Source organism: Brevundimonas diminuta 3F5N (assembly GCF_900163625.1).
Classification (GTDB): Bacteria; Pseudomonadota; Alphaproteobacteria; order Caulobacterales; family Caulobacteraceae; genus Brevundimonas; species Brevundimonas diminuta_A.
The window spans coordinates 90,902-117,004 of record NZ_FUIE01000015.1 but is presented as its reverse complement, the minus strand read 5'-3'; the positions used below and the strand labels follow the sequence as shown (position 1 = coordinate 117,004).

The 26,103-nt window shown below is 68.6% G+C and carries 26 protein-coding genes; 8 read left to right on the top strand and 18 right to left on the bottom strand.

Features of this window, described 5'->3' with window-relative positions:
* Window positions 1-16: 16 nt before the first annotated feature.
* The gene (locus tag FM111_RS02555; RefSeq protein WP_087139162.1) at window positions 17-2,308 is read right to left on the bottom strand and encodes a TonB-dependent hemoglobin/transferrin/lactoferrin family receptor; all 2,292 of its coding nucleotides are present in this window, start codon (window positions 2,306-2,308) and stop codon (window positions 17-19) included.
* A 214-nt stretch (window positions 2,309-2,522) separates the two neighbouring features.
* Here FM111_RS02555 and FM111_RS02550 point away from each other — a divergent pair, with 214 nt between their 5' ends.
* Genes FM111_RS02550 through mnhG form a run of 6 tightly spaced genes read left to right on the top strand, consistent with a single transcriptional unit; the run spans window position 2,523 to window position 8,619 of the window.
* Window positions 2,523-5,483: a monovalent cation/H+ antiporter subunit A gene (locus FM111_RS02550; RefSeq protein WP_087139161.1), complete on the top strand. Its 2,961-nt coding sequence runs from the start codon at window positions 2,523-2,525 to the stop codon at window positions 5,481-5,483.
* Window positions 5,480-5,824: a Na+/H+ antiporter subunit C gene (locus FM111_RS02545; RefSeq protein ID WP_087139160.1), complete on the top strand. Its 345-nt coding sequence runs from the start codon at window positions 5,480-5,482 to the stop codon at window positions 5,822-5,824. The genes FM111_RS02550 and FM111_RS02545 overlap by 4 nt, the downstream gene beginning before the upstream one ends.
* Window positions 5,821-7,416 carry a monovalent cation/H+ antiporter subunit D gene (locus FM111_RS02540; RefSeq protein ID WP_087139159.1) on the top strand — a complete coding sequence of 532 codons (1,596 nt, stop codon included), beginning with the start codon at window positions 5,821-5,823 and terminating at the stop codon, window positions 7,414-7,416. The genes FM111_RS02545 and FM111_RS02540 overlap by 4 nt, the downstream gene beginning before the upstream one ends.
* Window positions 7,413-7,910 (top strand): Na+/H+ antiporter subunit E, encoded by a 498-nt coding sequence (locus FM111_RS02535; protein WP_087139158.1) that lies wholly within the window; start codon window positions 7,413-7,415, stop codon window positions 7,908-7,910. The genes FM111_RS02540 and FM111_RS02535 overlap by 4 nt, the downstream gene beginning before the upstream one ends.
* Complete coding sequence (locus FM111_RS02530; protein ID WP_087139157.1) at window positions 7,907-8,188, top strand: K+/H+ antiporter subunit F; 282 nt, start codon at window positions 7,907-7,909, stop codon at window positions 8,186-8,188. The genes FM111_RS02535 and FM111_RS02530 overlap by 4 nt, the downstream gene beginning before the upstream one ends.
* Window positions 8,185-8,619, top strand: a complete 435-nt coding sequence (gene mnhG / locus FM111_RS02525) for a monovalent cation/H(+) antiporter subunit G (RefSeq protein ID WP_087139156.1) — start codon at window positions 8,185-8,187, stop codon at window positions 8,617-8,619. The genes FM111_RS02530 and mnhG overlap by 4 nt, the downstream gene beginning before the upstream one ends.
* On the opposite strand, the gene FM111_RS02520 is transcribed toward mnhG, so the two are convergent.
* From FM111_RS02520 to FM111_RS02500, 5 genes are all read right to left on the bottom strand, one after another.
* Window positions 8,579-8,866: an HPr family phosphocarrier protein gene (locus tag FM111_RS02520; protein ID WP_087139155.1), complete on the bottom strand. Its 288-nt coding sequence runs from the start codon at window positions 8,864-8,866 to the stop codon at window positions 8,579-8,581. The genes mnhG and FM111_RS02520 overlap by 41 nt on opposite strands.
* Window positions 8,863-9,267 carry a PTS sugar transporter subunit IIA gene (locus FM111_RS02515; RefSeq protein WP_087139154.1) on the bottom strand — a complete coding sequence of 135 codons (405 nt, stop codon included), beginning with the start codon at window positions 9,265-9,267 and terminating at the stop codon, window positions 8,863-8,865. Before FM111_RS02515 ends, FM111_RS02520 begins: the two co-directional genes overlap by 4 nt.
* A gap of 77 nt (window positions 9,268-9,344) precedes the next feature.
* Entirely contained in the window at window positions 9,345-9,812 is a 468-nt protein-coding gene (locus FM111_RS02510; RefSeq protein WP_087139153.1) for an HPr kinase/phosphorylase, read from the bottom strand.
* Complete coding sequence (locus FM111_RS02505) at window positions 9,809-11,419, bottom strand: ATP-binding protein (protein WP_087139152.1); 1,611 nt, start codon at window positions 11,417-11,419, stop codon at window positions 9,809-9,811. Before FM111_RS02505 ends, FM111_RS02510 begins: the two co-directional genes overlap by 4 nt.
* Window positions 11,388-12,095 carry a response regulator transcription factor gene (locus tag FM111_RS02500; protein ID WP_087139151.1) on the bottom strand — a complete coding sequence of 236 codons (708 nt, stop codon included), beginning with the start codon at window positions 12,093-12,095 and terminating at the stop codon, window positions 11,388-11,390. The genes FM111_RS02505 and FM111_RS02500 overlap by 32 nt, the downstream gene beginning before the upstream one ends.
* Before the next feature lie 216 nt (window positions 12,096-12,311).
* On the opposite strand from FM111_RS02500, the gene FM111_RS02495 reads away from it, so the two are divergent.
* Entirely contained in the window at window positions 12,312-14,039 is a 1,728-nt protein-coding gene (locus FM111_RS02495) for a hypothetical protein (protein ID WP_087139150.1), read from the top strand.
* Between the two features lie 13 nt (window positions 14,040-14,052).
* On the opposite strand, the gene FM111_RS02490 is transcribed toward FM111_RS02495, so the two are convergent.
* The 11 genes from FM111_RS02490 to nepR all read right to left on the bottom strand — a co-directional run bounded on the left by FM111_RS02490 (window position 14,053) and on the right by nepR (window position 24,644).
* Window positions 14,053-14,403, bottom strand: a complete 351-nt coding sequence (locus FM111_RS02490) for a TFIIB-type zinc ribbon-containing protein (protein WP_087139149.1) — start codon at window positions 14,401-14,403, stop codon at window positions 14,053-14,055.
* Between the two features lie 147 nt (window positions 14,404-14,550).
* Window positions 14,551-15,774 carry an NAD(P)/FAD-dependent oxidoreductase gene (locus FM111_RS02485; protein WP_087139148.1) on the bottom strand — a complete coding sequence of 408 codons (1,224 nt, stop codon included), beginning with the start codon at window positions 15,772-15,774 and terminating at the stop codon, window positions 14,551-14,553.
* Between the two features lie 39 nt (window positions 15,775-15,813).
* A complete protein-coding gene (locus tag FM111_RS02480) occupies window positions 15,814-16,122 on the bottom strand; it encodes a GNAT family N-acetyltransferase (RefSeq protein WP_087139147.1) in 309 nt (102 codons plus the stop codon).
* A gap of 45 nt (window positions 16,123-16,167) precedes the next feature.
* Entirely contained in the window at window positions 16,168-19,062 is a 2,895-nt protein-coding gene (polA, locus tag FM111_RS02475) for a DNA polymerase I (RefSeq protein ID WP_087139146.1), read from the bottom strand.
* A 51-nt stretch (window positions 19,063-19,113) separates the two neighbouring features.
* Window positions 19,114-20,169 carry a GTPase ObgE gene (obgE, locus tag FM111_RS02470; protein ID WP_087139145.1) on the bottom strand — a complete coding sequence of 352 codons (1,056 nt, stop codon included), beginning with the start codon at window positions 20,167-20,169 and terminating at the stop codon, window positions 19,114-19,116.
* Between the two features lie 53 nt (window positions 20,170-20,222).
* On the bottom strand, window positions 20,223-20,543 hold the full coding sequence (locus tag FM111_RS16335) for a hypothetical protein (protein WP_087139144.1): 321 nt from the start codon (window positions 20,541-20,543) through the stop codon (window positions 20,223-20,225).
* 74 nt (window positions 20,544-20,617) lie between these two features.
* Window positions 20,618-21,736 carry an alanine dehydrogenase gene (ald, locus tag FM111_RS02460; protein WP_087139143.1) on the bottom strand — a complete coding sequence of 373 codons (1,119 nt, stop codon included), beginning with the start codon at window positions 21,734-21,736 and terminating at the stop codon, window positions 20,618-20,620.
* 139 nt (window positions 21,737-21,875) lie between these two features.
* Entirely contained in the window at window positions 21,876-22,013 is a 138-nt protein-coding gene (locus tag FM111_RS02455) for an entericidin A/B family lipoprotein (protein ID WP_024355200.1), read from the bottom strand.
* A 62-nt stretch (window positions 22,014-22,075) separates the two neighbouring features.
* Window positions 22,076-23,755 (bottom strand): sensor histidine kinase PhyK, encoded by a 1,680-nt coding sequence (gene phyK / locus FM111_RS02450; RefSeq protein ID WP_087139189.1) that lies wholly within the window; start codon window positions 23,753-23,755, stop codon window positions 22,076-22,078.
* An 83-nt stretch (window positions 23,756-23,838) separates the two neighbouring features.
* Window positions 23,839-24,441: a sigma-70 family RNA polymerase sigma factor gene (locus FM111_RS02445; protein WP_087139142.1), complete on the bottom strand. Its 603-nt coding sequence runs from the start codon at window positions 24,439-24,441 to the stop codon at window positions 23,839-23,841.
* The gene (gene nepR / locus FM111_RS02440) at window positions 24,438-24,644 is read right to left on the bottom strand and encodes an anti-sigma T factor NepR (protein ID WP_087139141.1); all 207 of its coding nucleotides are present in this window, start codon (window positions 24,642-24,644) and stop codon (window positions 24,438-24,440) included. The genes FM111_RS02445 and nepR overlap by 4 nt, the downstream gene beginning before the upstream one ends.
* Window positions 24,645-24,842: 198 nt before the next feature.
* On the opposite strand from nepR, the gene phyR reads away from it, so the two are divergent.
* Entirely contained in the window at window positions 24,843-25,634 is a 792-nt protein-coding gene (phyR, locus tag FM111_RS02435; RefSeq protein WP_087139140.1) for an anti-anti sigma factor/receiver protein PhyR, read from the top strand.
* Window positions 25,635-25,695: 61 nt separating this feature from the next.
* Here phyR and FM111_RS02430 read toward each other — a convergent pair whose 3' ends face one another.
* Window positions 25,696-25,962 carry a hypothetical protein gene (locus FM111_RS02430; RefSeq protein ID WP_087139139.1) on the bottom strand — a complete coding sequence of 89 codons (267 nt, stop codon included), beginning with the start codon at window positions 25,960-25,962 and terminating at the stop codon, window positions 25,696-25,698.
* Window positions 25,963-26,103: the final 141 nt, after the last annotated feature.

The window sequence follows — 26,103 nt, the reverse complement described above, 5'->3', positions numbered from 1 at the left end:
GGCAGGGTCGGGCGCGTCACAGGCGCACGCTCAGGGAGACGCCGACGTTGCGGCCTGGCTGGGTGAAGGCGTCGAGCGTGGCGGGGCTGGCGCCGACGGCGGGGCGGTTCAGGCCGCGCACGTCGCTCCACCAGGCGTATTTCTCGTCGAAGACGTTGAAGACGCCGGCGCGCAGGGTGGCCCGCTCGGCCACGTTCCAGAAGGCGGTGACGTCCAGCAGGGTGAAGGATTCGCCCGGCCAGCACAGGCCGCCGCCGCACTCATGGTTCGACTTGCGGTCGGACCAGGTGACGGTGGCGCCGCCGCCCCAGACGCCTGAGGGGGCGGCGTAGTTCAGACCGCCGACCAGCTTGATCGGATCGACGCTGGTCAGGGAGCCGCGCTCGCCTTGGGTCTCCTGCTCGCCGTCGGCGAAGGAGGCGGCGACGATGGTCGAGAAGCCGTTGTCCCAATGGATGTCGCCGCGCGCTTCCAGACCCCAGATCTTCACCGTGGTCAGGTTGACGTACTGATAGATCAGCGGGTCGACGCCGGGACGGCCCGTGCCGCGCACCACCACCTGGTTGATGAAGTCGTTGTAGTTCGTGCGGAAGGCCGTGGTCTGCAGCGACAGGTTGCCGCCGAAGACCGCCAGATTGCGGAAGCGGAAGCCGCCTTCGACGCTTTCGCTGGTCTCGGGCTTCAGGTCCGGGTTGGGGATGGACTCATAGCCGAACACCGGGTTGGCGAAGAAGTTGTTCACCTGCATCGGCGAGGGCGCCTTGAAGCCCTGGGCGTAGTTGGCGAAGACGCCGAAGTGATCGTCGGCCCAGTAGATGACGCCGATCTTGGGCGACAGATGGCTGTCGCTCTGCTTTTCGGCGGCGGCGGGGAACAGGGCGTCCTTCTTGGGCGTCAGCTCATACCAGTCGTAGCGCAGGGCCGGGATGATGCTGAGGCGGCCGCCCAGCAGGTCGATCTCGTCCTGGATGAACAGGCCCGCCAGGTCGAACTCGGTCTTGGGGAAGGGGCGGGCGGGGAAGGGCTCGCCCATCGGCGGCACGGTGCCGTCGCGAACGCCCTCCTGCGTCGTGCGCGACCAGTCGGCGCCGAAGGTGATGCGGTGGCGGACGCTCTCGCCGCCGAACGACTTCGAGCCTTGTGCGGCCAGGCCCCAGACGGTGTTGTCGAAGGTCACGTCGCGGGTGCGGTCGGCTGAGACGGTGACGGGCGGGGCGGCGCCGACGATGGTGGTGATGTCGCGGTCTTCAAAGGTGAACTGGCGCGTGGTCGCGTCCTGCCAGAAGGCGGCGATCGAACCCTTGTCCAGGCCCAGGAAGTCATTGAAGCGCCAGTCCAGGCTGATGCGATCGCGCTGGGTCTCGTCCTCGGCCAGAACCTGATTGACGGTGGTGACGGTGGTGCGGCCGGGCATGGCCATGGTGCTGGAGCCGTGGGTGCTTAGGGCGTCGCCGCTCATGTCTTGGTCGAAGTGGTCGTAGGTCAGGCGCAGGACGTGGTCCGGGTTCACGTCCCAGACTAGCTTGGCCAGCACGGCGTTGGAGGCGAAATCCTGGGGGTTGGGCTGGGTGCGGGCCGCGCCGACGCCGCCCGTTTCGGCCATGTTTTCGGTCTCCTGGGCGTCACGGCGGGTGTAGGCCAGCAGGCCCGAGAACGCGCCGCTGCGTCCGGCCAGGGCCAAGCCCTCGGTCCAGCCTTCATCGGCCGAGTTGTAGCCGACGCGCGCACGGGCGCCGAAGTTGCGGCCCGCCTCGATGAAGTCGGACGGGTCTTTCGAGGTAAAGCTGACCGCTCCGGCGATGCCGTCCGAACCATAGAGGGCCGAGGCCGGGCCGCGCAGGATCTCGACCGACTTGACCAGGTCCAGATCATTGTAGCCGCCGCGTCCGACCGACTGGGCGCCGAAGGCGAAGCTGTCCGGCACGCGTACGCCGTCCTGGACGATCAGCACGCGGTTGCCGCCCATGCCGCGAATGGTGAAGCCTGAATTGCCGTCGCGCCCGGCGCCGGACAGGGCGGCCGAGAAGCGGGCGGGGCTGGTCGGGACGCTGACGCCCGGCTCGAACCGGATCAGATCCTTGATGTCGGTGACGAGGTTGGTCTCGATATCCTTGGCGGTGATGACGCTGATGCTGGCGGGCACTTCGTCGACGCGGCGCTCGGTGCGGGTGCCGACGACGGTGACCGGGGCCACGCGCACGGGCTCGTTCAGGTCGATCGCATTGTCTTCGACGGCGGGCGCGGCGACGGCGGGAACGGCGGCGGCGAGGGCGGTCAGCCCGACAGAAATCATGAGTAGCGAACGCATCGGCGAGACCCCGGTTGAAACTGGGCCTGCTTTAGTGCGAACGATTATCAGAATCAATCTTAGTCTTTTTGCGTTCCAATCGCTCCCGCTACGGTCACAATCGCGTCAACTCGTCGCTTTGACGCAAGCGCGTCATTTCCCTTAGGAAAAACTCTGGCAGAACGATGAGGCGCGATCCGCAGCCTTTCGGACGCCGTCCCAAAATTCTTCGGAGATGATCGACACGCCCGTGCCCGCCAGCTTCCTTCTGCTCGTCATTCTCGTCCTGCCCTTCATCGGGGCCATGATCGCTTCGGGGTTGCCGCGTCACGCGCGCACCGCTGCGGCCATCCTGTCGTGGATCATCGCCCTGATCAGCGTCGGCTGTCTGGCGGTGCTCTGGCCCAGGTTCCAGGACGGCGAGGTTCTGAAGCTGACCCTGGCCTGGCTGCCGTCGCTGGGGGTCAATCTGACCATTCGCCTGGACGGCCTGTCCTGGCTGTTCAGCGCCCTGATCCTGGGGATCGGCGCGCTCGTGGTTCTGTATGCGCGCTATTACATGTCGCCGAAGGATCCGGTGCCGCGCTTCTTCTCCTTCCTGCTGGCCTTCATGGGCGCCATGCAGGGCGTGGTGCTGTCGGGCAACCTGATCCAGCTGGTCGTCTTCTGGGAGCTGACCAGCCTCTTCTCCTTCCTGCTGATCGGCTACTGGCACCAGAACGCCTCGGCGCGCGAGGGCGCGCGCATGGCCCTGTCGATCACGGCCACGGGCGGGGTGGCTCTGCTGGTCGGCATGATCCTGATCGGGCGCATCGTCGGCAGCTATGAGCTCGACGCCGTCATCGGCGCGCGCGACGTCATCCTGGCCAGCCCGCTCTATCCGGTCGCCCTGGGTCTGATCCTGATCGGCGCCCTGACCAAGAGCGCCCAGTTCCCGTTCCACATCTGGCTGCCGCGCGCCATGGCGGCGCCGACGCCGGTCAGCGCCTATCTGCACTCGGCCACCATGGTGAAGGCGGGCGTCTTCCTGCTGATGCGGTTCTGGCCCGTCTTCGGCGAGACCGAGATGTGGTATTTCGTGGTCGGCGGCCTGGGGCTGACGACCCTGCTGGTCGGCGCCTGGTGCGCCATCTTCCAGCACGACCTGAAGGGCCTACTGGCCTATTCGACCATCAGCCACCTGGGCCTGATCTGCCTGTTGCTGGGGCTGGGGTCTGACCTGGGCGCGATCGCCGCCATCTTCCACACCATCAACCACGCCACCTTCAAGGCCTCCCTGTTCATGGCGGCGGGCATCATCGACCACGAGGCCGGCTCGCGCGACATGCGCAAGCTCAGCGGCCTGATCCGTTTCATGCCGATCACCGCCACCCTGGCCATGGTCGCCGCCGCCGCTATGGCGGGCGTGCCATTGCTGAACGGCTTCCTGTCCAAGGAGATGTTCCTGGCCGAGGCCCTGGCCAGCACCCAGACCTCGGCGCTGAACCAGGCGCTGCCGGTGTTGGCGACCCTGGCGAGCGCCTTCAGCGTCCTCTATTCGCTGCGCTTCATCCACAGCACCTTCTTCGGCCCGCCGCCGACCGAACTGGACCGCGTCCCGCATGAGCCGCCAGCCTGGATGCGGCGCCCGGTTGAAGTGCTGGTGGCCCTGTGTCTGCTGGTCGGAATCTTTCCCGCCATCACCGTCGGCCCCTTCCTGCGCAGCGCGGCCGTGACCATGCTGGGCTTCGATCTGCCCTATTACAGCCTGGCCCTGTGGCACGGCTTCAACCTGCCGCTGCTGCTCAGCGTCATCGCCATGGCGGGCGGGATCGGCCTCTATGTCGTGTTCGGCAAGGCGCTGAACGCCAATCCGCGTGGTGGTCCCTGGGGCATGAAGCGGCTGAACGGCGGCTATCTGTTCGAGCGGTCCCAGGTCATTCTGATGGACCTGTCGCAGTGGGTCGTGCGCCACCTGGGCGCGCAGCGCCTGCAGCCGCAACTGCGCCTGATCCTGCTGACGGCCCTGCTCTCGGCGGTGGTGGCGGCGGCGGGCGGCTTCGTGCTGACCTGGCCCGAGTTCCGCGTTCCTCAGGCGCATAACCTGGCCTTCGCCGCCCTGTGGCTGGCGGGCGGGGCCTGCGCCCTGGCCGCCGCCTGGCAGGCCAAATATCACCGCCTGGCCGCCGTCATCCTGATGGGCGGGGCGGGCCTGGCCAGTTGTCTGACCTTCGTCTGGCTGTCGGCGCCCGATCTGGCCCTGACCCAGCTGGTGGTCGAGGTGGTGACGACGGTGCTGCTGTTGCTGGGCCTGCGCTGGCTGCCCAAGCGTCTGGTCGAGATCCACGTTCCCGAGTCCGAGCAACGCCGCGCGCGTTGGCGCCGTCGTCTGGATCGGGGGATCGCCATCTGCGCCGGCGCGGGCGTGGCCCTGATCGCCTGGGCCGTCATGGTCCGCCCGCCCGTCGAGGGCGTATCGCGCTTCTTCGTCGAGAAGGCCTATGAGGAGGCGGGCGGACGCAACGTCGTCAACGTCATCCTGGTCGATTTCCGCGCCTTCGACACCTTCGGCGAGATCACCGTCCTGGGCGTCGTCGGCCTGACGGTGCTGGCCCTGTTGCGCCGTTTCCGTCCGGCCAGCGACAGTCTGTTCCAGCCGATGCAGAAGCGGGTTCAGGACGCCTCTGACCGCGCCCGTGAAGGCCGCACCGAGGGCGACACCCTCAGCGACACCATGATGATCCCCGGCGTGGTGATGCGCTGGTTGTTCCCCTTCATCATCCTTCTGGCCGTGCATCTGTTCCTGCGCGGGCATGACCTGCCCGGCGGCGGCTTCGCGGCGGGGGTGGCGCTGTCGATCGCCTTCATCCTGCAATACATGTCGTCCGGCGCTCGTTGGGTGGAGGAGCGGCTGGAGATCCGCCCCATTATCTGGATCGGCGTCGGCCTGCTGCTGGCCGCGCTCAGCGGAGCGGTGGGCTGGGTGTTCGACCAGCCCTTCCTGACCACCTATTTCCAGTACGCCGACCTGCCGCTGCTGGGCCGGGTGCCGCTGGCCAGCGCCGTCCTGTTCGATCTGGGCGTGGTGGTGCTGGTGGTGGGCGCCACGGTGCTGGTGCTGGTCGCCCTGGCCCACCAGTCGTTGCGCCGCGCGCGCATCGAGGAAGCCGAGGCTGAGGCCGAGGCGGAAGCCGAGCAGAAGGGAGGGACGCAATGACCCAGATCGTCCTGGCCCTGGCCATAGGCGTCCTGACCGGCTCGGGCGTGTGGCTGATGCTGCGCCCGCGCACCTTCCAGGTCATCATCGGTCTGTCGCTGGTCTCCTATGCGGTCAACCTGTTCATCTTCTCCATGGGGCGGCTGCGGTCGGCCGCGCCGCCGATCACCAGCAAGGGGGCGGAAGACCCCGCGCTCTACGCCGACCCGACGCCCCAGGCCCTGGTGCTGACGGCCATCGTCATCAGCTTCGCCTTGACGGCCCTGTTCCTGGTGGTGCTGCTCGCCTCGCGCGGCGAGACCGGCAGCGACCATGTCGACGGCCAGGAGGCGTCCGAATGACCGATTGGCAGGAACATCTGATCATCGGGCCGATCGTCCTGCCCATGGTCATCGCCGCGGCCATGCTGCTGTTCGACGAGCGCCGCCGCCTGCTGAAGGGCGGCCTCAGCCTGTTCGCCATGGCCGCCATCCTGGCCATGGCCCTGGCCCTGCTGCACGAGAGCGCGACCGGGGCGACGGGCGGGGGCGACACCGCCCGCGTCTATCAGTTGGGCGACTGGCCGGCGCCGTTCGGCATCGTCCTGGTGGCCGACCGTCTGTCGACCTTGATGGTGGCCCTGACCAGCGTCCTGGGCGCCTGCTCCATGATCTTCGCCCTGGCGCGATGGGACCGGGCAGGGCCGCGTTTCCACGCCCTGTTCCTGCTGCTGGTGATGGGGGTCAACGGGGCCTTCCTGACGGGCGACCTGTTCAACCTGTTCGTCTTCTTCGAGATCATGCTGGCGGCTTCCTACGGCCTGGCCCTGCATGGGTCGGGCGAGGCGCGCATCCGGGCGGGGCTGGCCTATATCGCCGTCAACCTGACGGCCTCCATGCTGTTCCTGATCGGGGTCAGCCTGATCTACGGTGTCACCGGCACCCTCAACATGGCCGATCTGGCCGTGCGCATCCCCCAGATCGCCGAGGCCGATCGGGGCCTGTTCCACGTCGGCGCGGCCGTCCTGGGCGTGGCCTTCCTGACCAAGTGCGCCATGTGGCCGCTGGGCTTCTGGCTGACCACCACCTATTCGGCGGCAAGCGCCCCGGCCGCCGCCGTCTTCGCCATCCTGTCCAAGGTCGGCGCCTATGTGATCATCCGCCTCAGCTTCCTGCTGTTCGCGCCGGACAGCGGGGCCTCGGCCGGGTTCGGCCAGCTGTGGATCCTGCTGGGCGGGCTGGCGACCATCGGCTTCGGCACGGCGGGGATTATCGCGGCGCGCGACCTGTCGATCGCCGCCGCCTACGCGGTCATCGTCTCGTCGGGCACGGTGCTGGCGGCTGTGGGCATAGGCGACGCCGATGTCCTGGGCGGGGCGGTCTTCTACCTGGTCGGATCGACTCTGGCCTGCGGCGCCCTGTTCATGCTGGCCGAGGTGCTGAACCGGGGCCAGGATCCCGGCGCGCGTTCGGGACGCGCCGTCTTTGAGGATGAGTACATCGACCCCTTCGACGACGACGAGCGCAATGAGCCGGGTCTGGTGATTCCGGCGGCCGTGGCGGCCCTGGGCGGCGCCTTCCTGATCTCGACCCTGATGATCGCGGGCCTGCCGCCGCTGGCGGGGTTCATCGGCAAACTGGCCATGATGGACGCCCTGTCGGGCGTCGGCGGCTGGGCGGGCTATGGCGTGATCGCGGCCCTGTCGCTGGCGTCGCTAGGCGCTCTGATCGGGCTGACGCGCCTGGGCATGGCGGCCCTGTGGGCGCGGGACGACGACGCCGAGCCGGCGGTCGTGGTCGGCGCCGCCGAAGGGGTGGCCATCGCCGGCCTGCTGGCGGCCTGCATCTTCCTGGCGATCTTCGGCGAGGCGGGCTTCGCCTATGCCGACCACACGGCCGACTGGCTGGTGCGGCCCGACGCCTATGTCCGCGCGGTGCTGGGAGGCGGCTCATGATCCGGGCGGTCCTGCCTCACCCCATTCTGTCGCTGGGCCTGTTCGGGGCCTCGGTGCTGCTCAGCGGATCGGCCGCGCCGCCGGCCCTGGCCCTGGCCCTGCTGATGGCTCTGGCCGCGCCCCACATCATGCGCGTCCTGGAGGTCGAGCCGGTTCGCGTCAGAAAGCCGCTGACCCTGCTGAGCTTCGCCCTGGTGGTGACGCGCGACATCATCCGTTCGAACTGGGAGGTGGCCCTGGTCGTCCTGGGGTTGAACGCCTCGCGCGACAGCCGCGTCTCGGGCTTCGTCCACATTCCGCTGGAGATGCGCGACCGTTACGGCCTGGCCGTTCTGGCGGTGATCATCACCAGCACGCCGGGCACCATCTGGGTCGAGTATGAGGATGCGACGGGCGTCCTGCTGCTGCACATCCTGGACCTGAACGACGAGGACGACTGGGCCGGCCGCATCAAGAACCGCTATGAGCGCCGCCTGATGGAGATCTTCGAATGACCGGCGCCGTCTTCTATTGGGCGTTGGTCCTGGCGCAGCTGTTCCTGGCCGGGGCGGCCCTGATCGGGGTCTGGCGCATCGCCAAGGGACCGCGCGCCCAGGACCGCATTCTGGGCCTGGACACTCTTTATCAGGCCGGGATGCTGTTGATCGTCGCCTTCGGCGTGCGGACGGGCAGCCATCTGTATTTCTATGCGGCCGTCATCATCGGCATGCTGGGCTTCACCTCTTCGGTCGCCCTGGCCAAATTCCTGATGCGCGGCGAGGTGATCGAATGAGCGGCTTTCCCGCCAATGTTCCGACCTGGGCGGCGCTGCTGGCGGCGGCGCTGGTGCTGGCCGGCTCCGGCCTGACCTTCATCGGCGCCTTGGGCCTGGTGCGGCTCAACACCTTCTACGAGCGGGTTCACGCCCCGACCCTGGGGGCGACGCTGGGCATGTTCCTGATCCTGGGCGGGTCGGTGGTCTATTTCACTGCGGCCGAGGGGCGGTTCATGCCGGTCGAGCTGCTGGTGGCCGTCTTCTTCACGGTGACGACGCCGGTGACGCTGATCATCCTGGCGCGCGCGGCCCTGTTCCGTGACCGGACCGATCGTTCCGGCGACGGGGTGCGGGTGCCGCTGGAGGGCGAGTGCGCCGGGGTGGTCCGCACGCCGCCGGACCTGACGGCTATTGATCCTCGTCGAAGCGACGGGCCACAAGGTCAGTAAGGGCGGCGACCGCCTCAGCGGCGTCAGGCCCCTCGGCCTTCACTTCGACGCCGCAGCCGATCCCGGCGCCCAGCATCAGCAGACCCATGATCGAGCGGGCGTCCACGGTCACGCCGTCGCGCGTCACCTGGATCTCGGATTCGAACTCCGAGGCCAGCTTGACGAACTTGGCCGAGGCGCGGGCGTGCAGGCCGCGCTGGTTGCAGATGTTCAGCACCGCCTGAGCGGAAGGGGCGACGTCGCTCATTTCTCGCCCGCCAGCACCCACGACGCCACCGAGATGTATTTGCGGCCCGCGTCCTGGGCGTGAGCCACGCAGGCCTCCAGCGTCTCGCGGCCGCGCACGCTGGCCAGCTTGATCAGCATGGGCAGGTTCAGGCCGGCGATGACCTCGGCGCCGGTCTGCTCCATCACCGAGATGGCCAGGTTGGACGGCGTGCCGCCGAACATGTCGGTCAGCAGGATGACGCCCTCGCCTTCATCGACGGCGGCGGCGGCGTCGACGATGTCGCGGCGGCGCCGCTCCATGTCGTCGTCAGGGCCGATGCAGATGGCGGCGACGCCGCGCTGCGGCCCCACCACGTGCTCCATCGCCGACAGGAATTCGGAGGCCAGGCCCCCGTGGGTGACGATCACCAGCCCGATCATATAGGCTTCACCAAAGACATCCCCAGCTCGCCTCGACGAGCGACAAGCCTCGTTTCATAGGGCAATCGCGGCGCGGATCAAAGGGCGCCGTCGTCGCGCCGTTGCGGAAGCGTTGCGACGACGTCCATCGCCGCCGCGACGACCAGGGGCGCCGAGGCGGGACGTGGGTCCAGAACCAGGCGTGGAATCGCGATTCCGTCGATCACGTCCTGGGCGGCTTCGGGCATCCGCTCGACCGGCTCATGGGTCAGGCGCAGCGACAGGGCGATCCGCGTCAGCGGCCGGAAAGGCTGGCTGACGACGCCCAGGCCGCGCACCTCCATCCGCCCGGCGATGGTCGCGGGCGCGGCGGCGTAGAGGGCGCCCTCGCAGGCGAAGACCTCGACCCAGTCGTCGCCGACCAGTCGCCAGCCGTTCTGCATCAGCCGCAGGGCCAGATCGCTCTTGCCGACGCCGGATCGTCCCTGGATCAGCACGCCGCGCCAGGCGCCGCCGAGCCGGAGCGCGGCGACGGTGGCGTGCAGGGGCTGGCGCGGCGTTGTCACGGGCGCTTGCCCGTAGCTGGCAATCGCACCTCGAAGAGGGCGCCGACGACGGCGCCGTCGGGGCCGGTGCGGTTCTCGGCGTGGACGTGTCCGCCGTGGGCGTCGATGATCTGGCGCACGATGGCCAGGCCCAGGCCCGAGTTGGCGCCGAAGGCCGTGCCCTTGGGCCGAGAGGTGTAGAAGCGTTCGAACACCGTCTCCAGGTTTTCAGCCGGGATGCCGGGGCCGTCGTCTTCGACGCGGATGCGCAGGGGCAGGTCGGGCTGGCTGTCGTCGCGTTCCAGGCTGACGCGAACTTCGCCGCCAGGCGGGCTGAAGGAGCGGGCGTTGTCGATCAGGTTGCGGAACACCTGGCCCAGAGGAATGTCGCGGCCGATGACGCGGGCGCTGTCGGCGGTCAGGACGAAGCGCACCGGGGGCTCGCCCGGCTTCTGACCGGCCTCATAGACGCCGATGATGTCGCCCAGCAGTTCCTTCAGGTCGATGGCGCGCGGGCGGTCGCGCGACAGTTCGGCGTCCAGACGCGAGGCGTTGGAGATGTCGGTGATCAGGCGATCCAGCCGCCGTACGTCCTGCTGCAGCAGATTGGTCAAGCGAGCCCGCTGCTCATCGGTCTTGACCAAAGGCAGGGTCTCCAGCGCCGAGCGGATCGAGGTCAGGGGGTTCTTGATCTCGTGGCTGACGTCGGCGGCGAAGCGCTCGATGGCGTCCATGCGCGTCGACAGGGTGTCGGTCATGGACTCAAGCGCGCGAGCCAGGTCGCCGATCTCGTCGCGGCGGTCCTCGAGGTCGGGCAGGGAGATGGCGCGGGCGCGCTGCAGGCGCACCTGGTCCGCCGCCGCCGACAGCCGCATCACCGGCCGCGCCACGAACAGGTGCAGCACCAGCGACGCCAGCAGGTTCACCGCCAAGGCCACCAGGGCGAAGGGCATCAGGGCGCGGCGTTGCGCGTCCAGGGTGGCGTTGACGTCGCCCGCTTCCAGGGTCAGCACGCCCAGGACCTGCTGCACATGGCGCACGGGCAGGGAGACGGAGACGACGCGCTCGCCCTCTTCATTGCGGCGGATGGCGGCTTGAGGCGTGCCCTGCAGGGCGCGCTCGACCTCGGCCGACAGTTCGGCGTCGGCGCGGGTCAAGCGGGCGGTTTCGCGGCGTGAAGGCTCGGTCGGGGCCAGGGCCGTGCCCGCCGGGTTGGCCGGAGGCAGGGGGGCGCCGGGGATGGCGTCGCTGACCCGATAGGAGTCCGACACCTCGATCCCGTCCATGTCGAACAGGCGGGCGCGCTGGCCTGCCGGGATGAAGTTGTCGCGCAGCCACAGGGCGGCCGCACGGTCATCCAGCATGGGATAGGGGTCGCCCTGGGTGATGCCCAGTTCGCCCAGGACGTTGGCCAGCAGTTCAGCCTGAACGCCCAGCGATTCCTGGCGCGCCTCGATCAGACCGCGCCGCCACTCGTTCAGCAGCAGGGCGCCGCCGAACAGGATCAGCAGGCTGAGAAGATTGAGGGCCAGGATGAAGCCGCCCAGGCGCGATCCGCCGAAGCGGAATCGGCGCCGCGCCGGGGCGTCTTCAGGTTCAGCTCTCGCGGTAGCGGTATCCGACGCCATACAGGGTCTCGATAGCGTCGAATTCAGGGTCGACCATGCGGAACTTCTTTCGCATCCGTTTCACATGGCTGTCGATGGTGCGGTCGTCGACATAGACCTGATCGTCATAGGCGGCGTCCATCAGATTGTCGCGGCTCTTCACGAAACCGGGGCGCTGGGCCAGGGCTTGCAGCAGCAGGAACTCGGTGACGGTCAGCTTGACCGGACGGCCGTCCCAGGTCGATTCGTGGCGCGCCGGGTCCATCGACAGCTTGCCGCGCTTGATCGCCTTGCCGGCTTCGACGGCGGCGGGATCGATCGGGTCGAGGCCTTCCACGCCCGCGCGGCGCAGCAGGGCCTTCACCCGTTCAATCAGCAGGCGCTGGCTGAAGGGCTTGTGGATGTAGTCGTCGGCGCCGAGGTTGAAGCCGAGGATCTCGTCGATCTCCTCGTCCTTGGACGTCAGCATGATGACAGGAATGCTGGAGGTCTGGCGCAGACGGCGCAGCACTTCCATGCCGTCCATACGGGGCATCTTGACGTCCAGGATGGCTAGGTCCGGCGGGGTGGCCTCCAACGCTTCCAGGCCCGACGCGCCGTCGTGATAGGCGGTCACCGTATGGCCGTGGCTTTCCAGCGCCAGAGAGACGGAGGCCACGATGTTCTCGTCGTCGTCGACCAGGGTGATGTTAGCCAAGGGCTTCTCCTTAGTGCGGGCGGGTCGATCGCGTGATCGGCCGCCGTATCCGGTAACGCGCGGCAAGCGTAACCGTTCTATGCATTCGCGGTGACTTTACGGCCACTGCAAAATGGTTTGCGCGACTCTGCCTTTCAACCCGTGCGAGGAAAAGGCGAAACCTCGCCTTAAAGCCTGGAAAGTCAGAATAGCCGTCTTGCTGTCCACGAAGGCGCCATGGCCGGTCCCGTTCACTACGAAATTTACATCCGCCGCACGCCGCCGGACGACTGGTCTCTGTCGCAGGCCATGGAGGACCGCCGCCGCGCCATGGAGACGGCCGAGGATCTGATGCGCGACCGTCAGGCTGTGGCCGTGCGCGTCACCAAGGAGACCTTGGACCCCGAGACCATGGAGTTCGCCAGCGTCGTCGTCCTGACGCGCGGCGCGCCGGAACTGAAGCGCAAGCGCCCGGCGCCGGTCGAGCCGCGCGGCCCTTCCTGTCGTGGGGTGCAGGACCTCTACGCCCCCCATGCGCGCGAGACCATTGGCCGCATCCTGGAGGACTGGTTGGGGCGCCAGGGCGCGACGGCCTTCGAACTGCTGCATCGGCCGGATCTGGCCGAGCGGCTGGAAGCCTCCGGCGTGGAGTTGCAGCACGCCATCCAGAAGGTCGCCGTGCCCGAGGCTCAGGCCGTTCCCGGCCAGTCGGTGCATGAGCTGATGCGCCACTATCAGCGCCTGGCCGAGCAGGCGATCGAGCGGTTGCTGAAGGCGGGCCGCAGCCGAACGTTCGCGGATCTGGAGACGCGGTCCGTCGCCGATCTGGCGCACAGTCTTGTCGGCGCGGCGGACCGGGCCTTTCTCATGGGCGGCGCGGTGGCCGGGTCTCTGCGCGCCCTGACGGGGGCGCGGGCGCGGCTGGAGCGGCTGATGGACATCTGCGACCGGGCGCCGCTTGAGGGGCCGCCGCGCGCACTGGTGTTCGTCGCGGTCGAGCAGATCCTGTGCGAGCTTCTGGGATCGCGCGCGGGCCTGGCGCAGATTCTCGGTCCCGGTCTGGATCAGGGCTCCAGCCTGGCGGCGGCGGTGCGGATGGTCGCGCCGCGCGAGGTCGGGGCCATCCTCGCTCATGACCCGCGCCTGACCCTGCTGGTGCCGCCGGTCGAAGGCCCGCCCGCGCGACTGGGCGAGCGGTTGGCGGCAGGGGAGTTCCCTCTGTTGGCGGCGGCCCTGGCGCGGATGGTGCTGCGCGAGCTGATGAGCCAGCGCCGCCTGCGGCCGGGCGATGCGGTGGGCGAGATCGACATTCTGCGCGCCCTGGCCACGGCCCTGACGGCCACGGCGGGACGGCTGCTGACTCTGGAAGAGGTGCAGACCGCCTTCATCGAACGCTCGCGCAGCCTGGTCGCCGCCGATTTCGTCGCCGCCTATGTCGCCGACTGCACGTCCGTCCTGGCCGAGGCGGAGCGCCTGACCCGTCTGTGCGAGAACGTCACCGGCGGCGCCAATAAGCGGGCGGCCGCGCGCTGGCTGGACGCCTGCGTCGCCTCCCTGCGTTTTGAGACCGAGCTGCGCGGTCGGCTGACGACCGATGCCGCGCCGCCGGGGCAGCGTCTGCTGTCGCTGGTCATTCTGCAACGGTCGGTGCGTAACGCGGGCCTGCCCGAGCGCGAGACCCAGGCTGTCGTCGACGCCCTGGGCCTGGTCGGAGGCGCGGTCGAGGCCGACGCCCGGCTGACGACGCAGATCGCTCGCGCGCCGGCGCCGATCCCTCAGAAGCTGGCGGCCCTGTTGAGGCTGGCGGCGGCGGAAACGGGACCGACCGGCCCGGTCGCTGAACGCGCACGCGCGGAAGCGGTGCGGTTGATGCGCGCGCCGGACACCCGCGCCGCCCTGGGAGCGGAGCCGCAGGCGGTGCTGACCCTGCGGCCTCTGATGCAGGCGGTCGGCCTGGCGGCCTGACCGCCCTTCGGCGTCAGTCGAAGATGTCGAAGATGTCCAACCGCTTCTTCTTCTTGCGGTAGTGGTAGTCGTCGTCGCGGCGACGGTCGTGGTCATAGCGGTCGTCGCGATGGCGCGGCGGCTCGCGATAGGTCGGCTGGGCTCCCCAGGGCTGCTGAGGTTGGGCCGGTTGCGGCGGCGGGACGTGGGTCGGGGCGGCGGGCGCGGACGCGCGGCCCTCATCGCCGGCGGCGGCCATCAGCTTTTCCAGTTCGCCGCGATCCAGCCAGACGCCGCGACAGGTCGGGCACATGTCGAACTGGACGCCGTGGCGGTCCAGCGTCTGCATGGGCGCATTGTCGTTGGGACACATCAGCAGGGGCATGAAATCCTCTTTCGTCGTTGAATGCGGTCCGACATCACGCCGCCGAAGCGCCGCCAGAGGGGCCCGTCCCGCTACAGCAAAAGAGGTAGGGATCGCCCGCCCCCGCGACAACGCGCCGCGTCGCCGCAGGGCCCTGTTTTCACGCGATCAGCAGTGCTGGCCCGCCGCCCAGCCCGACGACCAGGCCCACTGGAAATTGTAGCCGCCCAGCCAGCCGGTGACGTCCGCGACCTCGCCGATGAAGAACAGGCCGGGCACGGTCTTGGCCTCCATCGTCTGTTGGTCCAGGGCGGCGGTGTCGACCCCGCCCAGCGTCACCTCGGCGGTGCGATAGCCTTCGGAGCCGACCGGCTTGACCGTCCAGGCGTTGACGGCCTCGGCCAGGACGCGCAGCTTCTTGTCGCCGACCTCGGCCAGCTTGCCCGACAGGTTTTCGCGCGCACACAGGGCTTCGGCCAGACGACGCGGCACGACGTGGCCGACGGCCGTGTGCACGGCCTGCTTGCCGTTTTCGGTCTTGGCGGCCAGAATTTCGGCGGCGGCGTCGCGGTCGGGGGCCAGATCGACGGTGATCGCCTCGCCCTCGCGCCAGTAGGTGCTGATCTGCAGGATCGATGGCCCCGACAGGCCGCGATGGGTGAACAGCAGGCCCTCGCGGAAGACGGTTTCCTTGGCCGGGCGACCCGCGCCCGCGTCCTTGGGCGCCTTGTGCCACACGACGGCGTCGACCGTTACCCCCGCCAGCGGCTTGAGCTGTTCCAGCAGCCCCGGCTCGAACGTCAGGGGGACCAGCGCAGGCCGGGTGTCGGTGACGCGCAGACCGAAGCGCCGCGCGACCTCATAGCCCCAGCCGGTGGCCCCCATCTTGGGAATGGACTTGCCGCCGGTCGCCACGACCAGCGAGGCCGCCGTCACCCGCGATCCGTCGTCCAGATCGACCTGAAACCGATCGCCCGCGCGCTCTACCGCCTTGACGCCGAGGCCCAGCGACAGGGTGACGCCCGCCGCCTTCATCTCGTCGGTCAGCATACGAATGATCTGCTTGGCGCTGTCGTCGCAGAACAGTTGACCCAGTGTCTTTTCGTGCCAGGCGATGCCGTGGCGATCGACCATCTTGATGAAGTCGTGCTGAGTGAAGCGGCGCAGGGCCGACAGGGCGAAGCGCGGATTCTCGCCCAGGAAATTGGCGCCGCCGGTCCCCAGATTGGTGAAGTTGCATCGCCCGCCGCCCGAGATGCGGATCTTCTCGCCCGGCGCGCGGGCGTGGTCGATCACGCGCACGCGGCGGCCGCGCTTGCCCGCCTCGATGGCGCACATCATGCCGGCCGCGCCGGCGCCGACGATCAGGACGTCGATGTCTGAAGACTTCATCGCCCCGCCCTAGCAGGAGGCGGGGCTTGAAGCGATGCCCTACAGGCCCAGCATGGCCCGATAGGTCGGATGCACCTGATCGGCGTATTCCGGGTGCTTCTTCAGGTAGCTGGAGAAGAAGGGGCAGGTCGGCAGGATCAGCAGGTCTTTCGACTTCAGATCGGCCAGGACGTGCTTGGCCATGCGGCTGGCGATGCCGCGCCCTTCCAGCGGGACTGGCACGAGGGTCTCGGTGATCAGGCGCCCGCCCGCGACGGGGTTGTAGATGACCACGGCGGTCTCGCCGTCGACGTCCAGCTCGTAGCGCTTGGCCTCTTCGTTGTCGCGGATTTCGGGATCCAGGCTCATGTCACATCCTTGTTCAGAGATAAGGGCTTGCTCGAAGAAGTGGATTTAGTGCGCGTCGTCCCAGTTGCCAGCGGCCTTGGCTTCGACGTCCAGCGGAACGCTCAAGGCCACGGCCGGTTCAGCGGCGGTCTCCATCACGCGGCGGATGATGGCGACGGCGCGCTCGGCCTCGGCCTCGGGGGCTTCGAACACCAGTTCGTCGTGGACCTGCAGCAGCATCCGGGTCTGGAGGCCCGCATCAAGCAGGGCGCCCGGCATACGGATCATGGCGCGGCGGATGATGTCGGCGGCGGCGCCCTGAATCGGGGCGTTGATGGCCGCGCGCTCGCCGAACTGGCGCTCGGCGCCGGACTTGGAGTGGATGGCCGGGATGTGGATGCGCCGTCCGAAGACGGTGGTGACGAAGCCCTGCTCCTTCACCAGCGCCTTGGTCTTGTCCATGTAGTCGCGGATGCCGGGGAAGCGCTCGAAATAGGTCTTGATGTAGGCCCCGGCCTCACCTTGTTCGATGCCCAGCTGGGCGGCCAAGCCGAAGGCGCTGATGCCGTAGATGATGCCGAAGTTGATGGCCTTGGCCCGGCGGCGCGTCTCGCTGGACATGCCCTCGACCGGCACGCCGAACATTTCGGACGCGGTGGCGGCGTGAATGTCGAGGCCGTTTTTGAAGGCGCGCTTCAGCTCGGGAATGTCGCCGATGTGGGCCAGCAGGCGCAGCTCGATCTGGCTGTAGTCGGCGCTGATCAGCACATGGCCCGGCGAGGCGATGAAGGCCTGACGGATCTGGCGGCCCGTCTCGGTGCGGATCGGGATGTTCTGAAGGTTGGGGTCGGATGAGGCCAGACGCCCCGTCGTCGCCGCCGCCAGTTGGTATGAGGTGTGGACCCGGTTCGTCTGCGGGTCCATCGCCGCCACCAGGGCGTCGGTGTAGGTGCCCTTCAGCTTGGACAATTGGCGCCAGTCCAGGATGGTGCGGGGCAGGGGATGGTTCTGGGCCAGCTCTTCCAGCACGCTGGCGTCGGTGCCCCACTGGCCGCTGGCGGTCTTCTTGCCGCCGGGCAGGTTCATCTCGCCGAACAGGATCTCGCCGATCTGGCGCGGGCTGCCGACGTTGAACGGGCGGCCGGCCAGCTTGTGCGCCTCTTCCTCCAGCTCGGCCATGCGCTGGCCGAAAGTCGAGGACAGGGAACGCAGCCGGTCGGGATCGACCCGCACGCCGGCCCGCTCCATGTCGGCCAGAACGGCGGGCATGCCGCGCTCCAGCGTCTCATAGACGCTCGACAGGCCCTCGGCCGCCAGACGCGGCTTCAGCAGGCGGTGCAGGCGCAGGGTCACGTCCGCATCTTCGGCGGCGTAGCAGACGGCCGATTTCAGCTCGACGTGCTTGAAGCTCTTCTGGCTCTTGCCGGTCCCGGCCACGCTCTTGAACGGGATGGGCTCGTGACCGAGGTGCAGCCGCGCCAGTTCGTCCATGCCGTGGCCGTGCAGACCGCCTTCGAGGACGTAGGAGATCAGCATCACATCGTCGATCGGGGCGACGCGCACGCCGCGCCGGGCCATGACGGCGAGGTCGTATTTGATGTTCTGGCCGACCTTCAGGACCGACGGGTCTTCCAGCAGGTCTTTCAGCCGGGCCAGGGCCGTCGGCTTGTCGATCTGTTGCAGGGGCGGGCGCGCATCGCCGCCGTCGCCGAAGTCCAGGCCGCCGTCTCCGGTCGGCTCGTGCTCATGCGTCAGGGGGATGTAGCAGGCCTCGTTCGGCCCGACCGCCAGCGACACGCCGCACAGCCCGGCGTGGGTCGAAGACAGGGCGTCGGTCTCGGTGTCGAAGCCGACCACGCCCGCCGCCTTCGCCCGCGCGATCCAACGGTCGAGGCCTTCCAGCGTCTGTACGCACTCATAGCGCTCCCGGTCGAAGGCGTGGGTGTCGACGGGGGCGGCGACCTCGGTCTGGCCATAGCGCGGCGTGGCCACGGGGGCTGTCGGCTGACGGGTGAAGGCGGAGCCTTCCTTCTGCGGCGCCTTGCCGTCGCCGACGCGGCGGGCCAGCGAACGGAACTCCATCGTCTCCAGGAAGGCCGACAGGGCCTCGGGGTCTGGGTCGCGGATGATGAAGTCGTCGATCGGTTCGGGGATCGGCGCGTCGCAGGTCAGCTTCACCAGTTCGCGCGACAGGCGGATCTGGTCGGCGAAGTTGATCAGGGTCTCGCGGCGCTTGGGCTGCTTGATCTCGCCCGCGCGGGCCAGCAGGGTGTCCAGATCGCCGTATTCGTGGATCAGCTGGGCCGCCGTTTTGGGGCCGATGCCGGGGGCGCCGGGCACGTTGTCGACGCTGTCGCCGATCAGCGCCTGAACCTCGACCACCTTGTCGGGCGTGACGCCGAACTTCTCGAACACGGCCTCTTCTTCGAGGCGGCGGTCCTTCATCGGGTCGTACATGACCACGCCGTCGCCGATCAGCTGCATCAGATCCTTGTCGGAGCTGACGATCACCGCCTCGCCGCCCGCATCGCGGGCTTGACAGGCATAGGTGGCGATCAGGTCGTCGGCCTCATAGCCGGCCATCTCGACGCAGTGGACGCCGAAGGCCTTGGTCGCCTCGCGCACCAGGGGAAACTGCGGGACCAGATCCTCAGGCGCCGGGGGGCGGTGGGCCTTGTATTGATCATAGAGATCGTTGCGGAAAGTCTTCTCAGAGTGGTCGAAGACGGCGACCAGGTGCGTCGGCCCGTCCTCGCCCTTCATGTCCTTCAGCAGCTTCCACAGCATGTTGCAGTAACCCTGCACCGCGCCCACGGGCAGGCCGTCCGACTTGCGGGTCAGCGGGGGCAGGGCGTGATAGGCGCGGAAGATGTAGGCCGAGGCGTCGATCAACCACAGCCGCAGGGGCGGCCCGTCTTGCGTGAGGGGGCGGGAGGCGGATTCGGCGGGCGCGTCGGTCATGGCGCGAACATAGGGGGCGGCGACGCCCCCGTCATCCGGCCATGTGACGGATTACGGCTGCCAGCCGCCCGGCGTTTCGGGGATGACGTGTTCGCCCTCGTCCGAGACCTCGCCGCGGTTCTTCTTCACCTCGGCCCAGGCGGCGCGCAGCAGTTCGGTCACGCCCTCGCCCGAGACGCCGGACACCAGATAGGGTCGACGGCCCGCGACCGCCTCCAGCTCCGCCGCCTTCTCCTCGCGCGCTTCGGGCGTCAGGGCGTCGATCTTGTTCAGCGCCAGGATTTCGGTCTTGTCGGCCAGGCCCTCGCCATAGGCCTCCAGCTCGCCGCGGATGATGCGATAGGCCTCGACCACATCGTCCTGCGTGCCGTCGATCAGGTGGATCAGGCTGGCCGAGCGCTCGACGTGGCCCAGGAAGCGCGTGCCCAGCCCTGCGCCGTCGCTGGCGCCTTCGATCAGGCCGGGAATGTCGGCGATGACGAAGCGTTCCGACGGGCTCAGGTCCACCATGCCCAGGTTCGGCGTCAGGGTGGTGAAGGGATAGTCCGCCACCTTGGGCCGCGCCGCCGAGACGGCCGACAGGAAGGTCGACTTGCCCGCATTCGGCAGACCCGCCAGACCGATGTCGGCGATCAGCTTCAGCCGAAGCCAGATCCAGCGCTCCTGACCTTCCTGGCCGGGGTTGGCGTGGCGCGGGGCCTGGTTGACCGGGCCCTTGAAGCGGGTGTTGCCCCAGCCGCCGTTGCCGCCGGACAGCAGCTTCACCTTCATGCCCGCTTCGTCCAGGTCGACGAGCACCGTCTCCTTGTCCTCGTCCAGCACCTGGGTGCCGACGGGGACGCGCAGGACCACGTCCTCGCCCTTGGCGCCGTGCATCTGGCGGCCCTGGCCGTGGTTGCCGGTCGGGGCCTTGAAGTGCTGCTGATAGCGGAAGTCGATCAGGGTGTTCAGCCCGTCGGCCGACTCGACCCAGACGTCGCCGCCCTTGCCGCCGTCGCCGCCGTCGGGGCCGCCGTTGGGTATGAATTTTTCGCGACGGAACGAGACGGAGCCCGCGCCGCCGTTGCCGGAGCGAATATAGATCTTGGCCTGATCGAGGAACTTCATGGGCGCCTTATGACCGAAGAGAGCGGCGAATTACAGGCCGGACCCGTTCGAGGTCAGCGAACTTCGAAGACGATGGAGAATTCGTGGGGCCCGTCGAGGCCGTTTGCAGCCCGCGCGGAACGCGTTGCGCGCAACGCCGTCATGCCGAAGCCGTACCCCGCCGGGCTCTCGGCGACGATGCGGCAGGCGCTCGGCGAGCCGTCGGTGAAGGCGCAGCGCAGGGTGGCGACGCCGCTGACCTTGTCCTGCAGGGCCTTGGGCGGCGTTTCGATATGCGGCGGCGTCGACCAGCGCACGGACGCCGCTGCGGGCGCCTCGGCTGCGGGCGTCGTCTCTTGGAACGCGACGATGGACATCATGGCGAGAAGCAGCATGGCCGCGCTCCTGAACAGCTAGGATCGTGTTCCTGAGGCGCCGCCTGAACGACGGCAAGCCCGATCGTGCGTCTTCAGCCGCGCGCCCAGACGCCGAAGGGGTCGCGCCATTCCATGCCCAGAGCCTGGGCCACGGCCGGGTGGGTGATCTCGCCCTTCAGCACGTTCAGCCCCTTGGCCAGATGCGGATCGGCGCGCAGGGCCTCCAGCCCCCGGTCGGCCAGGGCCAGTCCGAAGGGCAGGGTGGCGTTGTTCAGGGCTTCCGAACTGGTGCGCGGTACGGCGCCGGGCATGTTGCCGACGCAATAGTGGATGACGTCGTCGACCACATAGGTCGGCTGGTCGTGGGTGGTCGGGCGCGAGGTCTCGAAGCAGCCGCCTTGGTCGATGGCGACATCGATCAGGACGCTGCCCTTCTTCATTGAAGCGAGTTGGTCGCGCCGCACCAGGGTAGGCGCCTCGGCGCCCGGCGTCAGGACGGCGCCGATCACCACATCGGCCTTGGGCAACTCTTCCTCGATGGCGTGCAGGGAGGAATAGCGGGTGATGACGCGGCCGCCGGTCAGCTCGTCGATCTGGCGCATGCGAGGGATCGAGCGTTCCAGCACGACCACCTCGGCGCCCAGGCCCATGGCCATGCGCGCGGCGTTCAGCCCCACGACCCCGCCGCCCAGCACCAGCACCCGCGCCGGCGCCACGCCGGGCACGCCGCAGAACAGCAGTCCCATGCCGCCCTTGTGTTTCAGCAGGGTCTCGGCCGCCGAGAAGACGGCGATGCGCCCGGCCACCTCGGACATGGGCGCCAGCAGCGGCAGGCCTCCGTTGCGGTCGGTCACCGTCTCATAGGCGACGGCGGCGCAGCCGGAAGCCAGCAGGGCCTTGGTCTGCTCGGGATCGGGCGCCAGGTGCAGATAGGTGAAGAGGATGTGGCCGTCGTTCAGCAGGGCGAACTCGGTTGGTTGCAACTCCTTGACCTTCACGATCATGTCGCTGCCGGCGAAGACGGTGCGGGCGTCGGGGGCGATGCGGGCACCGGCCTTGACGTAATCGGCGTCGGCGAAACCAGCGCCGACGCCCGCGCCCGTCTCCATGACCACGGCGTGGCCGTGGGCGACGTATTCGCGCACGGCGGCGGGCGTCAGGCCGACGCGATGTTCATTGGTCTTGATCTCTCGGGGGCAGCCGACGCGCATCTTCTTTTCAAAGTCCTGGCCCTGTCATAGGGCGCGGCGACGCTAAATGAGCCTTCAGGGTCGCGCCAGTGAAAAATAAAACCCCGCCGGGCGAGGCGCTCGGCGGGGTTGCGGGGCAGTCTTTACGATCAGGGAAGGATCAGTTCTTGGCGTCCCTGGCCGCGCCTTCGACGGCTTGGCCGGCGGCCTGGGTGTCCTTGCCGACGCCCTGAATGGTGTTGCAGGCGGCGGTGGTCAGGGCCGCGGCGGCGACGGCCAGGATGATGAGTTTACGCATGGAATGCTCCTGAGACGTGGGACTGTCGGGACGGAAGCCCTCAGGCTTTCAGAACGCCACGCTCAAGGTCGGGTTCCACTGACCCGGAAGGCGGCGACCTCGCGCACATGGGCCGGGCCGTGGGCTTCGGGCGTGACGAAGGTCAGGCGGGCGATCGAGCCGCCCTCGGGCGCCGGGAGGATCTCGGCCTCGCCGCGCAACTGTTTGGCGAAGGCGATCATCAGGGTGCGTCCCACCCCGGTTTCAGCCGCGTCGGCGACGCCGGGCCCGTCGTCCTGCACCTCCAGCACGCTGACGTCGCCCTGAACCCGGAAGCGGACCTGCAGGTCGCCGCCGCGCCCGGCGAAGGCGTGCTTCTGGGCGTTGGAGACGGCCTCGACCACCCACAGGGCCAGGGGCGCCAGCTTGTCGGGGTCGATGACCAGGGGATCCGCTTCGATCGTCGTGGTCACCAGGGGGCCGCGCACCGCCTCGCCGGCGATCAGCTGGCCGACCAGTTCGCGCAGGAAGGTCTCTGAGTCGGCCTCGCGGACGTGCTCGCTCTGGTAGAGAATGCGGTAGATCAGGGCCAGGGCGGCGATCCTCTGGCGGGTGTCGCCCAGGGCCGCGCGCGCGCCGGGATCGGTCACCGCCCGCTGCTGCATCGACAGCAGGGAGGAGATGATCTGCAGGTTGTTCTTCACCCGGTGATGGATTTCGCGCATCAGCGCGTCCTTCTCGTCCAGGGCCTCCAGCAGGGCCTTGTCGCGTCGGGTGATGTTGTCGCCCAGGGCGCCGAGGGTGCGGGCCAGGACGCGGATTTCGGCCGGAGCGTGCTCGGCCTGGACCGGGCGCACCGAAAAGCGGCCGCGCGCATAGATGGCGGCCACCCGTTCTAGATAGGCCAGCCAGCGCACCACGATCCGTTCGGACAGCAGCATGACGGCGGCGAAGGTCGCCAGCCAGGCCGCCAGCGGCAGCAGCAGGGTGCCGAAGGGGTTCAGCCGCGCCCAGGACAACAGGCCCGGCGCGGGGGCGGACAGCAGGACGAAGACGTCGCGTCCCGACAGCGGCGCGCCCGCATAGACGTGGCGGCGGCCGCGCGCGTCCTTGGCCTCGAACAGGGGGGTGTCGCCGCGCTGGGCCTGCGCGGCCCAGGCGGCGATGGCCTGGGGATCGTTGAGCTGGAAGGCCTGGGCGTCGGTCGTGGTCAGCACCCGGCCGGAGGTATCGATCACCGCCGCCTGAGCGCCGATGGGCAGGGCGGGATCGCGAATGTCCGGCTGCAGCGCCGTCAACGGCAGGATGGCGGCCATGGCGCCCTGGAAGGCGCCCATGGGCCGTTCGGAGCGGACCGCGACCAGCAGGGCGTTCGGCTTCCCGGCGGTCCATTCCATGACCACGTCTTCGCCGCGTCTCAGCCGTTGATACCAGGATCGTTCGCGCACCTCGGCGCCCGTGGGCGGAGGAACGGCGCGGGAGGCGCAGACCGGCTCGCCCGTGGCGCTGAAACGGGCCAGGCCGGCGATGCTGTCCATCCGTTCGACCAGGGTCGTCAGGCGCGGCTCGCAATAGAAGCCGACGCCCTCGGGGGCCAGGGCCTGCAGCAGCACCACGGCGCTGTCGATGTTGTTCTTGGCGTGGGCGGCGCTGCGGTCGGCGGCCAGTTGCAGGTCGATGCGCTGCTCCGCGGCCTGGCGGCGGAAGCCCGCCTCGGTCTGGATCACGGCCAGCAGCAGGATCGGCAGCAGGGCGATGGCCATGGCCACGCCCAGGCGGAAGCGGATTCCCTGTACGCTGGGCCTTCCGAGCTTGCGCCCCAGAACCCGGCCGATCCGCAGCACGACTATCTCCGCCCGGCGCCGCTCAGCCTGTCGGCGTCGGCCAGGATGGATCGCATGGCGTCCCCGGCCGACTTTCCGTCGCGGGCGTAGCCGCCGCGCTCCAGCGTGGCCTGCAACGCCTTGCGGGCGCGCGACACGCGACTCTTCACCGTGCCCACGGCGCACTGGCAGATCTCGGCCGCCTCCTCATAGGCGAAGCCCCCGGCGCCCACGAGAATCAGGGCTTCCCTCTGTTCCTCGGGCAGGGTCTGCAAAGCCTGGCGCAGTTCGTCCAGGGCGACGGGCGCCTCGGGATCGTCCACCGCGATCAGGGTGCGTTCGGCGGCTTCCTGATCCAGCTGGGTCTGACGCCAGGACCGACGCTTCTCGGAGTAGAACTGGTTGCGCAGGATCATGAAGGTCCAGGCCTTCATGTTCGTGCCCATCTGATAGCTGGCGCGCGCGTCCCACGCCTTCATCATGGCTTCCTGGGCCAGGTCGTCGGCCGCGGTCGGGTCGCCGGTCAGGGTGCGGGCGAAGGCGCGCAGATGAGGGATCAGGGTGACCAGTTCGGCCTTGAAGGCGCCGTCATCGGCCGACGGGGGCCGGGATGGGGTGCTGGTCACTGTCCCTCCTTAGTGGACGACGCTTGATCGGCGCGTCTGAGGATCTCCAGGAATTCGTCGGGAACGGGTTCGTTCACGACCTCGTCGAACATATGGCGCAGCTTCACGCCAATCGCCTGCTGGCGCAGACGGACCTCTTCAAGCCCTCGATCGTGCGACGGTGTCCCGTCGGGGTGAGCGGGGGTGTCCTTGGTGTTGATCATCGAGTTTACGGCTGCCGCCCAAGCCAGTTGAAACGCCTGTAGAAGCGGAAAACGCCGCCTTACGCATAGGGTTCCTAACGCCAGGCGTTTTTATGCTCAAGCTGGATGACGGCTCGGGAACCGTGGCCCATTTGATACGTTGAATCCGCTGGTGCGCTGACTAATGTGCGGCGTGAAGACTGTCGGGGAAAGAACCATATGAGCCTTCTGGCCAGACTTGCGCCTCATCTGCCCTACGTTCGTCGTTATGCGCGGGCGCTGACCGGCGACCAGACGACGGGCGACAACTATGTTCGCGTGGCTCTCGAAGCTCTTGCAGCGGGGGAACGCCAACTGCCGACGGACATGACTCCGCGGGTGGCCTTGTATCACGTTTTCCACACCATCTGGTCGGCCACGGGCGCCCAGCTTGAAGACGGCGGGGCGGTCGAGGGCGATGACGCCGCTCATCGCCTGATGCGGATTTCGCCGCGCTCGCGCCAGGCCTTCCTGCTGACTGCGCTGGAAGGTTTCACGCCGTCCGAAGCGGCTCAGATTCTCGCCGTCGATCCGCGCACGGTCGAGCGCCTGATCGCGGAGGCCCAGTCCGACATCGACGCCGAACTGACCACCGACGTCCTCATCATCGAGGACGAGGCCATCATCTCGGCCGACATCGAAAGCCTGGTGAAGGAGCTGGGCCATCGCGTCACCGGCACCGCCACCACCCATGACGAGGCCGTGGACGCCGTGGCGCGTCACACGCCGGGCCTGGTGCTGGCCGATATCCAGCTGGCCGACGGCTCGTCGGGCATCGATGCGGTCAAGGACATCCTCAAGCGCTTTGACGTGCCTGTCATCTTCATCACCGCCTTCCCCGAGCGGCTGCTGACGGGCGAGCGTCCCGAACCGACCTTCCTGATCACCAAACCCTTCCAGCCGGAGACGGTGAAGGCGGCGATCAGCCAGGCTCTGTTCTTCCATCCGTCGCGTCAGAAGCAGGCCGCGTAAGGTCGACGCGGCGAGACTGTTTCGAAAGGCCCCGAGCGCTGTCTCGGGGCCTTTTTCGTATTCAGGTGGCGGGATCGGCCAGCGCCGCAGCCGGAGCTTCGGCCGTCGCCTCGACCGGCGCTGGTTCGGCGGCGCGGTCTTGGCGCTGGAAGCCTTTGTTGCTGACGGCCCACATGCCGATCAGCAGGACGGCGGCGGCTCCGGCTGAAAGCAGCAGGATGACCAGAATTCGCCGTCCGCCTCGGCCCTGGCGTACATATTGAGCCTCGACGGCGTGGTGGTCATGAACGGCGTCGGCGGAGTGGGAATGCGGGTCTTGATGGGTCATCGGCTCGCCTCCTTTTCGCGGTCGGAAATCCTCTATGGCCAACGCTGCGGTCGCTCGGCTGTTCCGCGACGGCGACAGGGCGTCGGAGGGGCGGCGTCCTTTGGAACCGAGTTTCGCGCGCGCCGTTATCTGGTCGTCGAG

Bases quoted from the DNA above. Each gene is read 5' to 3' on its own strand.
- FM111_RS02485 (WP_087139148.1), bottom strand. From the start codon at position 15,774: ATGAAGTCTTCAGACATCGACGTCCTGATCGTCGGCGCCGGCGCGGCC.
- FM111_RS02535 (WP_087139158.1), top strand. From the start codon at position 7,413: ATGATCCGGGCGGTCCTGCCTCACCCCATTCTGTCGCTGGGCCTGTTC.
- FM111_RS02515 (WP_087139154.1), bottom strand. From the start codon at position 9,267: ATGATCGGGCTGGTGATCGTCACCCACGGGGGCCTGGCCTCCGAATTC.
- FM111_RS02505 (WP_087139152.1), bottom strand. From the start codon at position 11,419: ATGGCGTCGGATACCGCTACCGCGAGAGCTGAACCTGAAGACGCCCCG.
- FM111_RS02495 (WP_087139150.1), top strand. From the start codon at position 12,312: ATGGCCGGTCCCGTTCACTACGAAATTTACATCCGCCGCACGCCGCCG.
- FM111_RS02480 (WP_087139147.1), bottom strand. From the start codon at position 16,122: ATGAGCCTGGATCCCGAAATCCGCGACAACGAAGAGGCCAAGCGCTAC.
- mnhG (WP_087139156.1), top strand. From the start codon at position 8,185: ATGAGCGGCTTTCCCGCCAATGTTCCGACCTGGGCGGCGCTGCTGGCG.
- FM111_RS02540 (WP_087139159.1), top strand. From the start codon at position 5,821: ATGACCGATTGGCAGGAACATCTGATCATCGGGCCGATCGTCCTGCCC.
- FM111_RS02455 (WP_024355200.1), bottom strand. From the start codon at position 22,013: ATGCGTAAACTCATCATCCTGGCCGTCGCCGCCGCGGCCCTGACCACC.
- FM111_RS02545 (WP_087139160.1), top strand. From the start codon at position 5,480: ATGACCCAGATCGTCCTGGCCCTGGCCATAGGCGTCCTGACCGGCTCG.
- obgE (WP_087139145.1), bottom strand. From the start codon at position 20,169: ATGAAGTTCCTCGATCAGGCCAAGATCTATATTCGCTCCGGCAACGGC.
- polA (WP_087139146.1), bottom strand. From the start codon at position 19,062: ATGACCGACGCGCCCGCCGAATCCGCCTCCCGCCCCCTCACGCAAGAC.
- phyR (WP_087139140.1), top strand. From the start codon at position 24,843: ATGAGCCTTCTGGCCAGACTTGCGCCTCATCTGCCCTACGTTCGTCGT.
- ald (WP_087139143.1), bottom strand. From the start codon at position 21,736: ATGCGCGTCGGCTGCCCCCGAGAGATCAAGACCAATGAACATCGCGTC.
- FM111_RS02430 (WP_087139139.1), bottom strand. From the start codon at position 25,962: ATGACCCATCAAGACCCGCATTCCCACTCCGCCGACGCCGTTCATGAC.
- FM111_RS02490 (WP_087139149.1), bottom strand. From the start codon at position 14,403: ATGCCCCTGCTGATGTGTCCCAACGACAATGCGCCCATGCAGACGCTG.
- phyK (WP_087139189.1), bottom strand. From the start codon at position 23,755: ATGGCCATCGCCCTGCTGCCGATCCTGCTGCTGGCCGTGATCCAGACC.
- FM111_RS02550 (WP_087139161.1), top strand. From the start codon at position 2,523: ATGATCGACACGCCCGTGCCCGCCAGCTTCCTTCTGCTCGTCATTCTC.
- FM111_RS02520 (WP_087139155.1), bottom strand. From the start codon at position 8,866: ATGAGCGACGTCGCCCCTTCCGCTCAGGCGGTGCTGAACATCTGCAAC.
- nepR (WP_087139141.1), bottom strand. From the start codon at position 24,644: ATGATCAACACCAAGGACACCCCCGCTCACCCCGACGGGACACCGTCG.
- FM111_RS02555 (WP_087139162.1), bottom strand. From the start codon at position 2,308: ATGCGTTCGCTACTCATGATTTCTGTCGGGCTGACCGCCCTCGCCGCC.
- FM111_RS02530 (WP_087139157.1), top strand. From the start codon at position 7,907: ATGACCGGCGCCGTCTTCTATTGGGCGTTGGTCCTGGCGCAGCTGTTC.
- FM111_RS16335 (WP_087139144.1), bottom strand. From the start codon at position 20,543: ATGCTGCTTCTCGCCATGATGTCCATCGTCGCGTTCCAAGAGACGACG.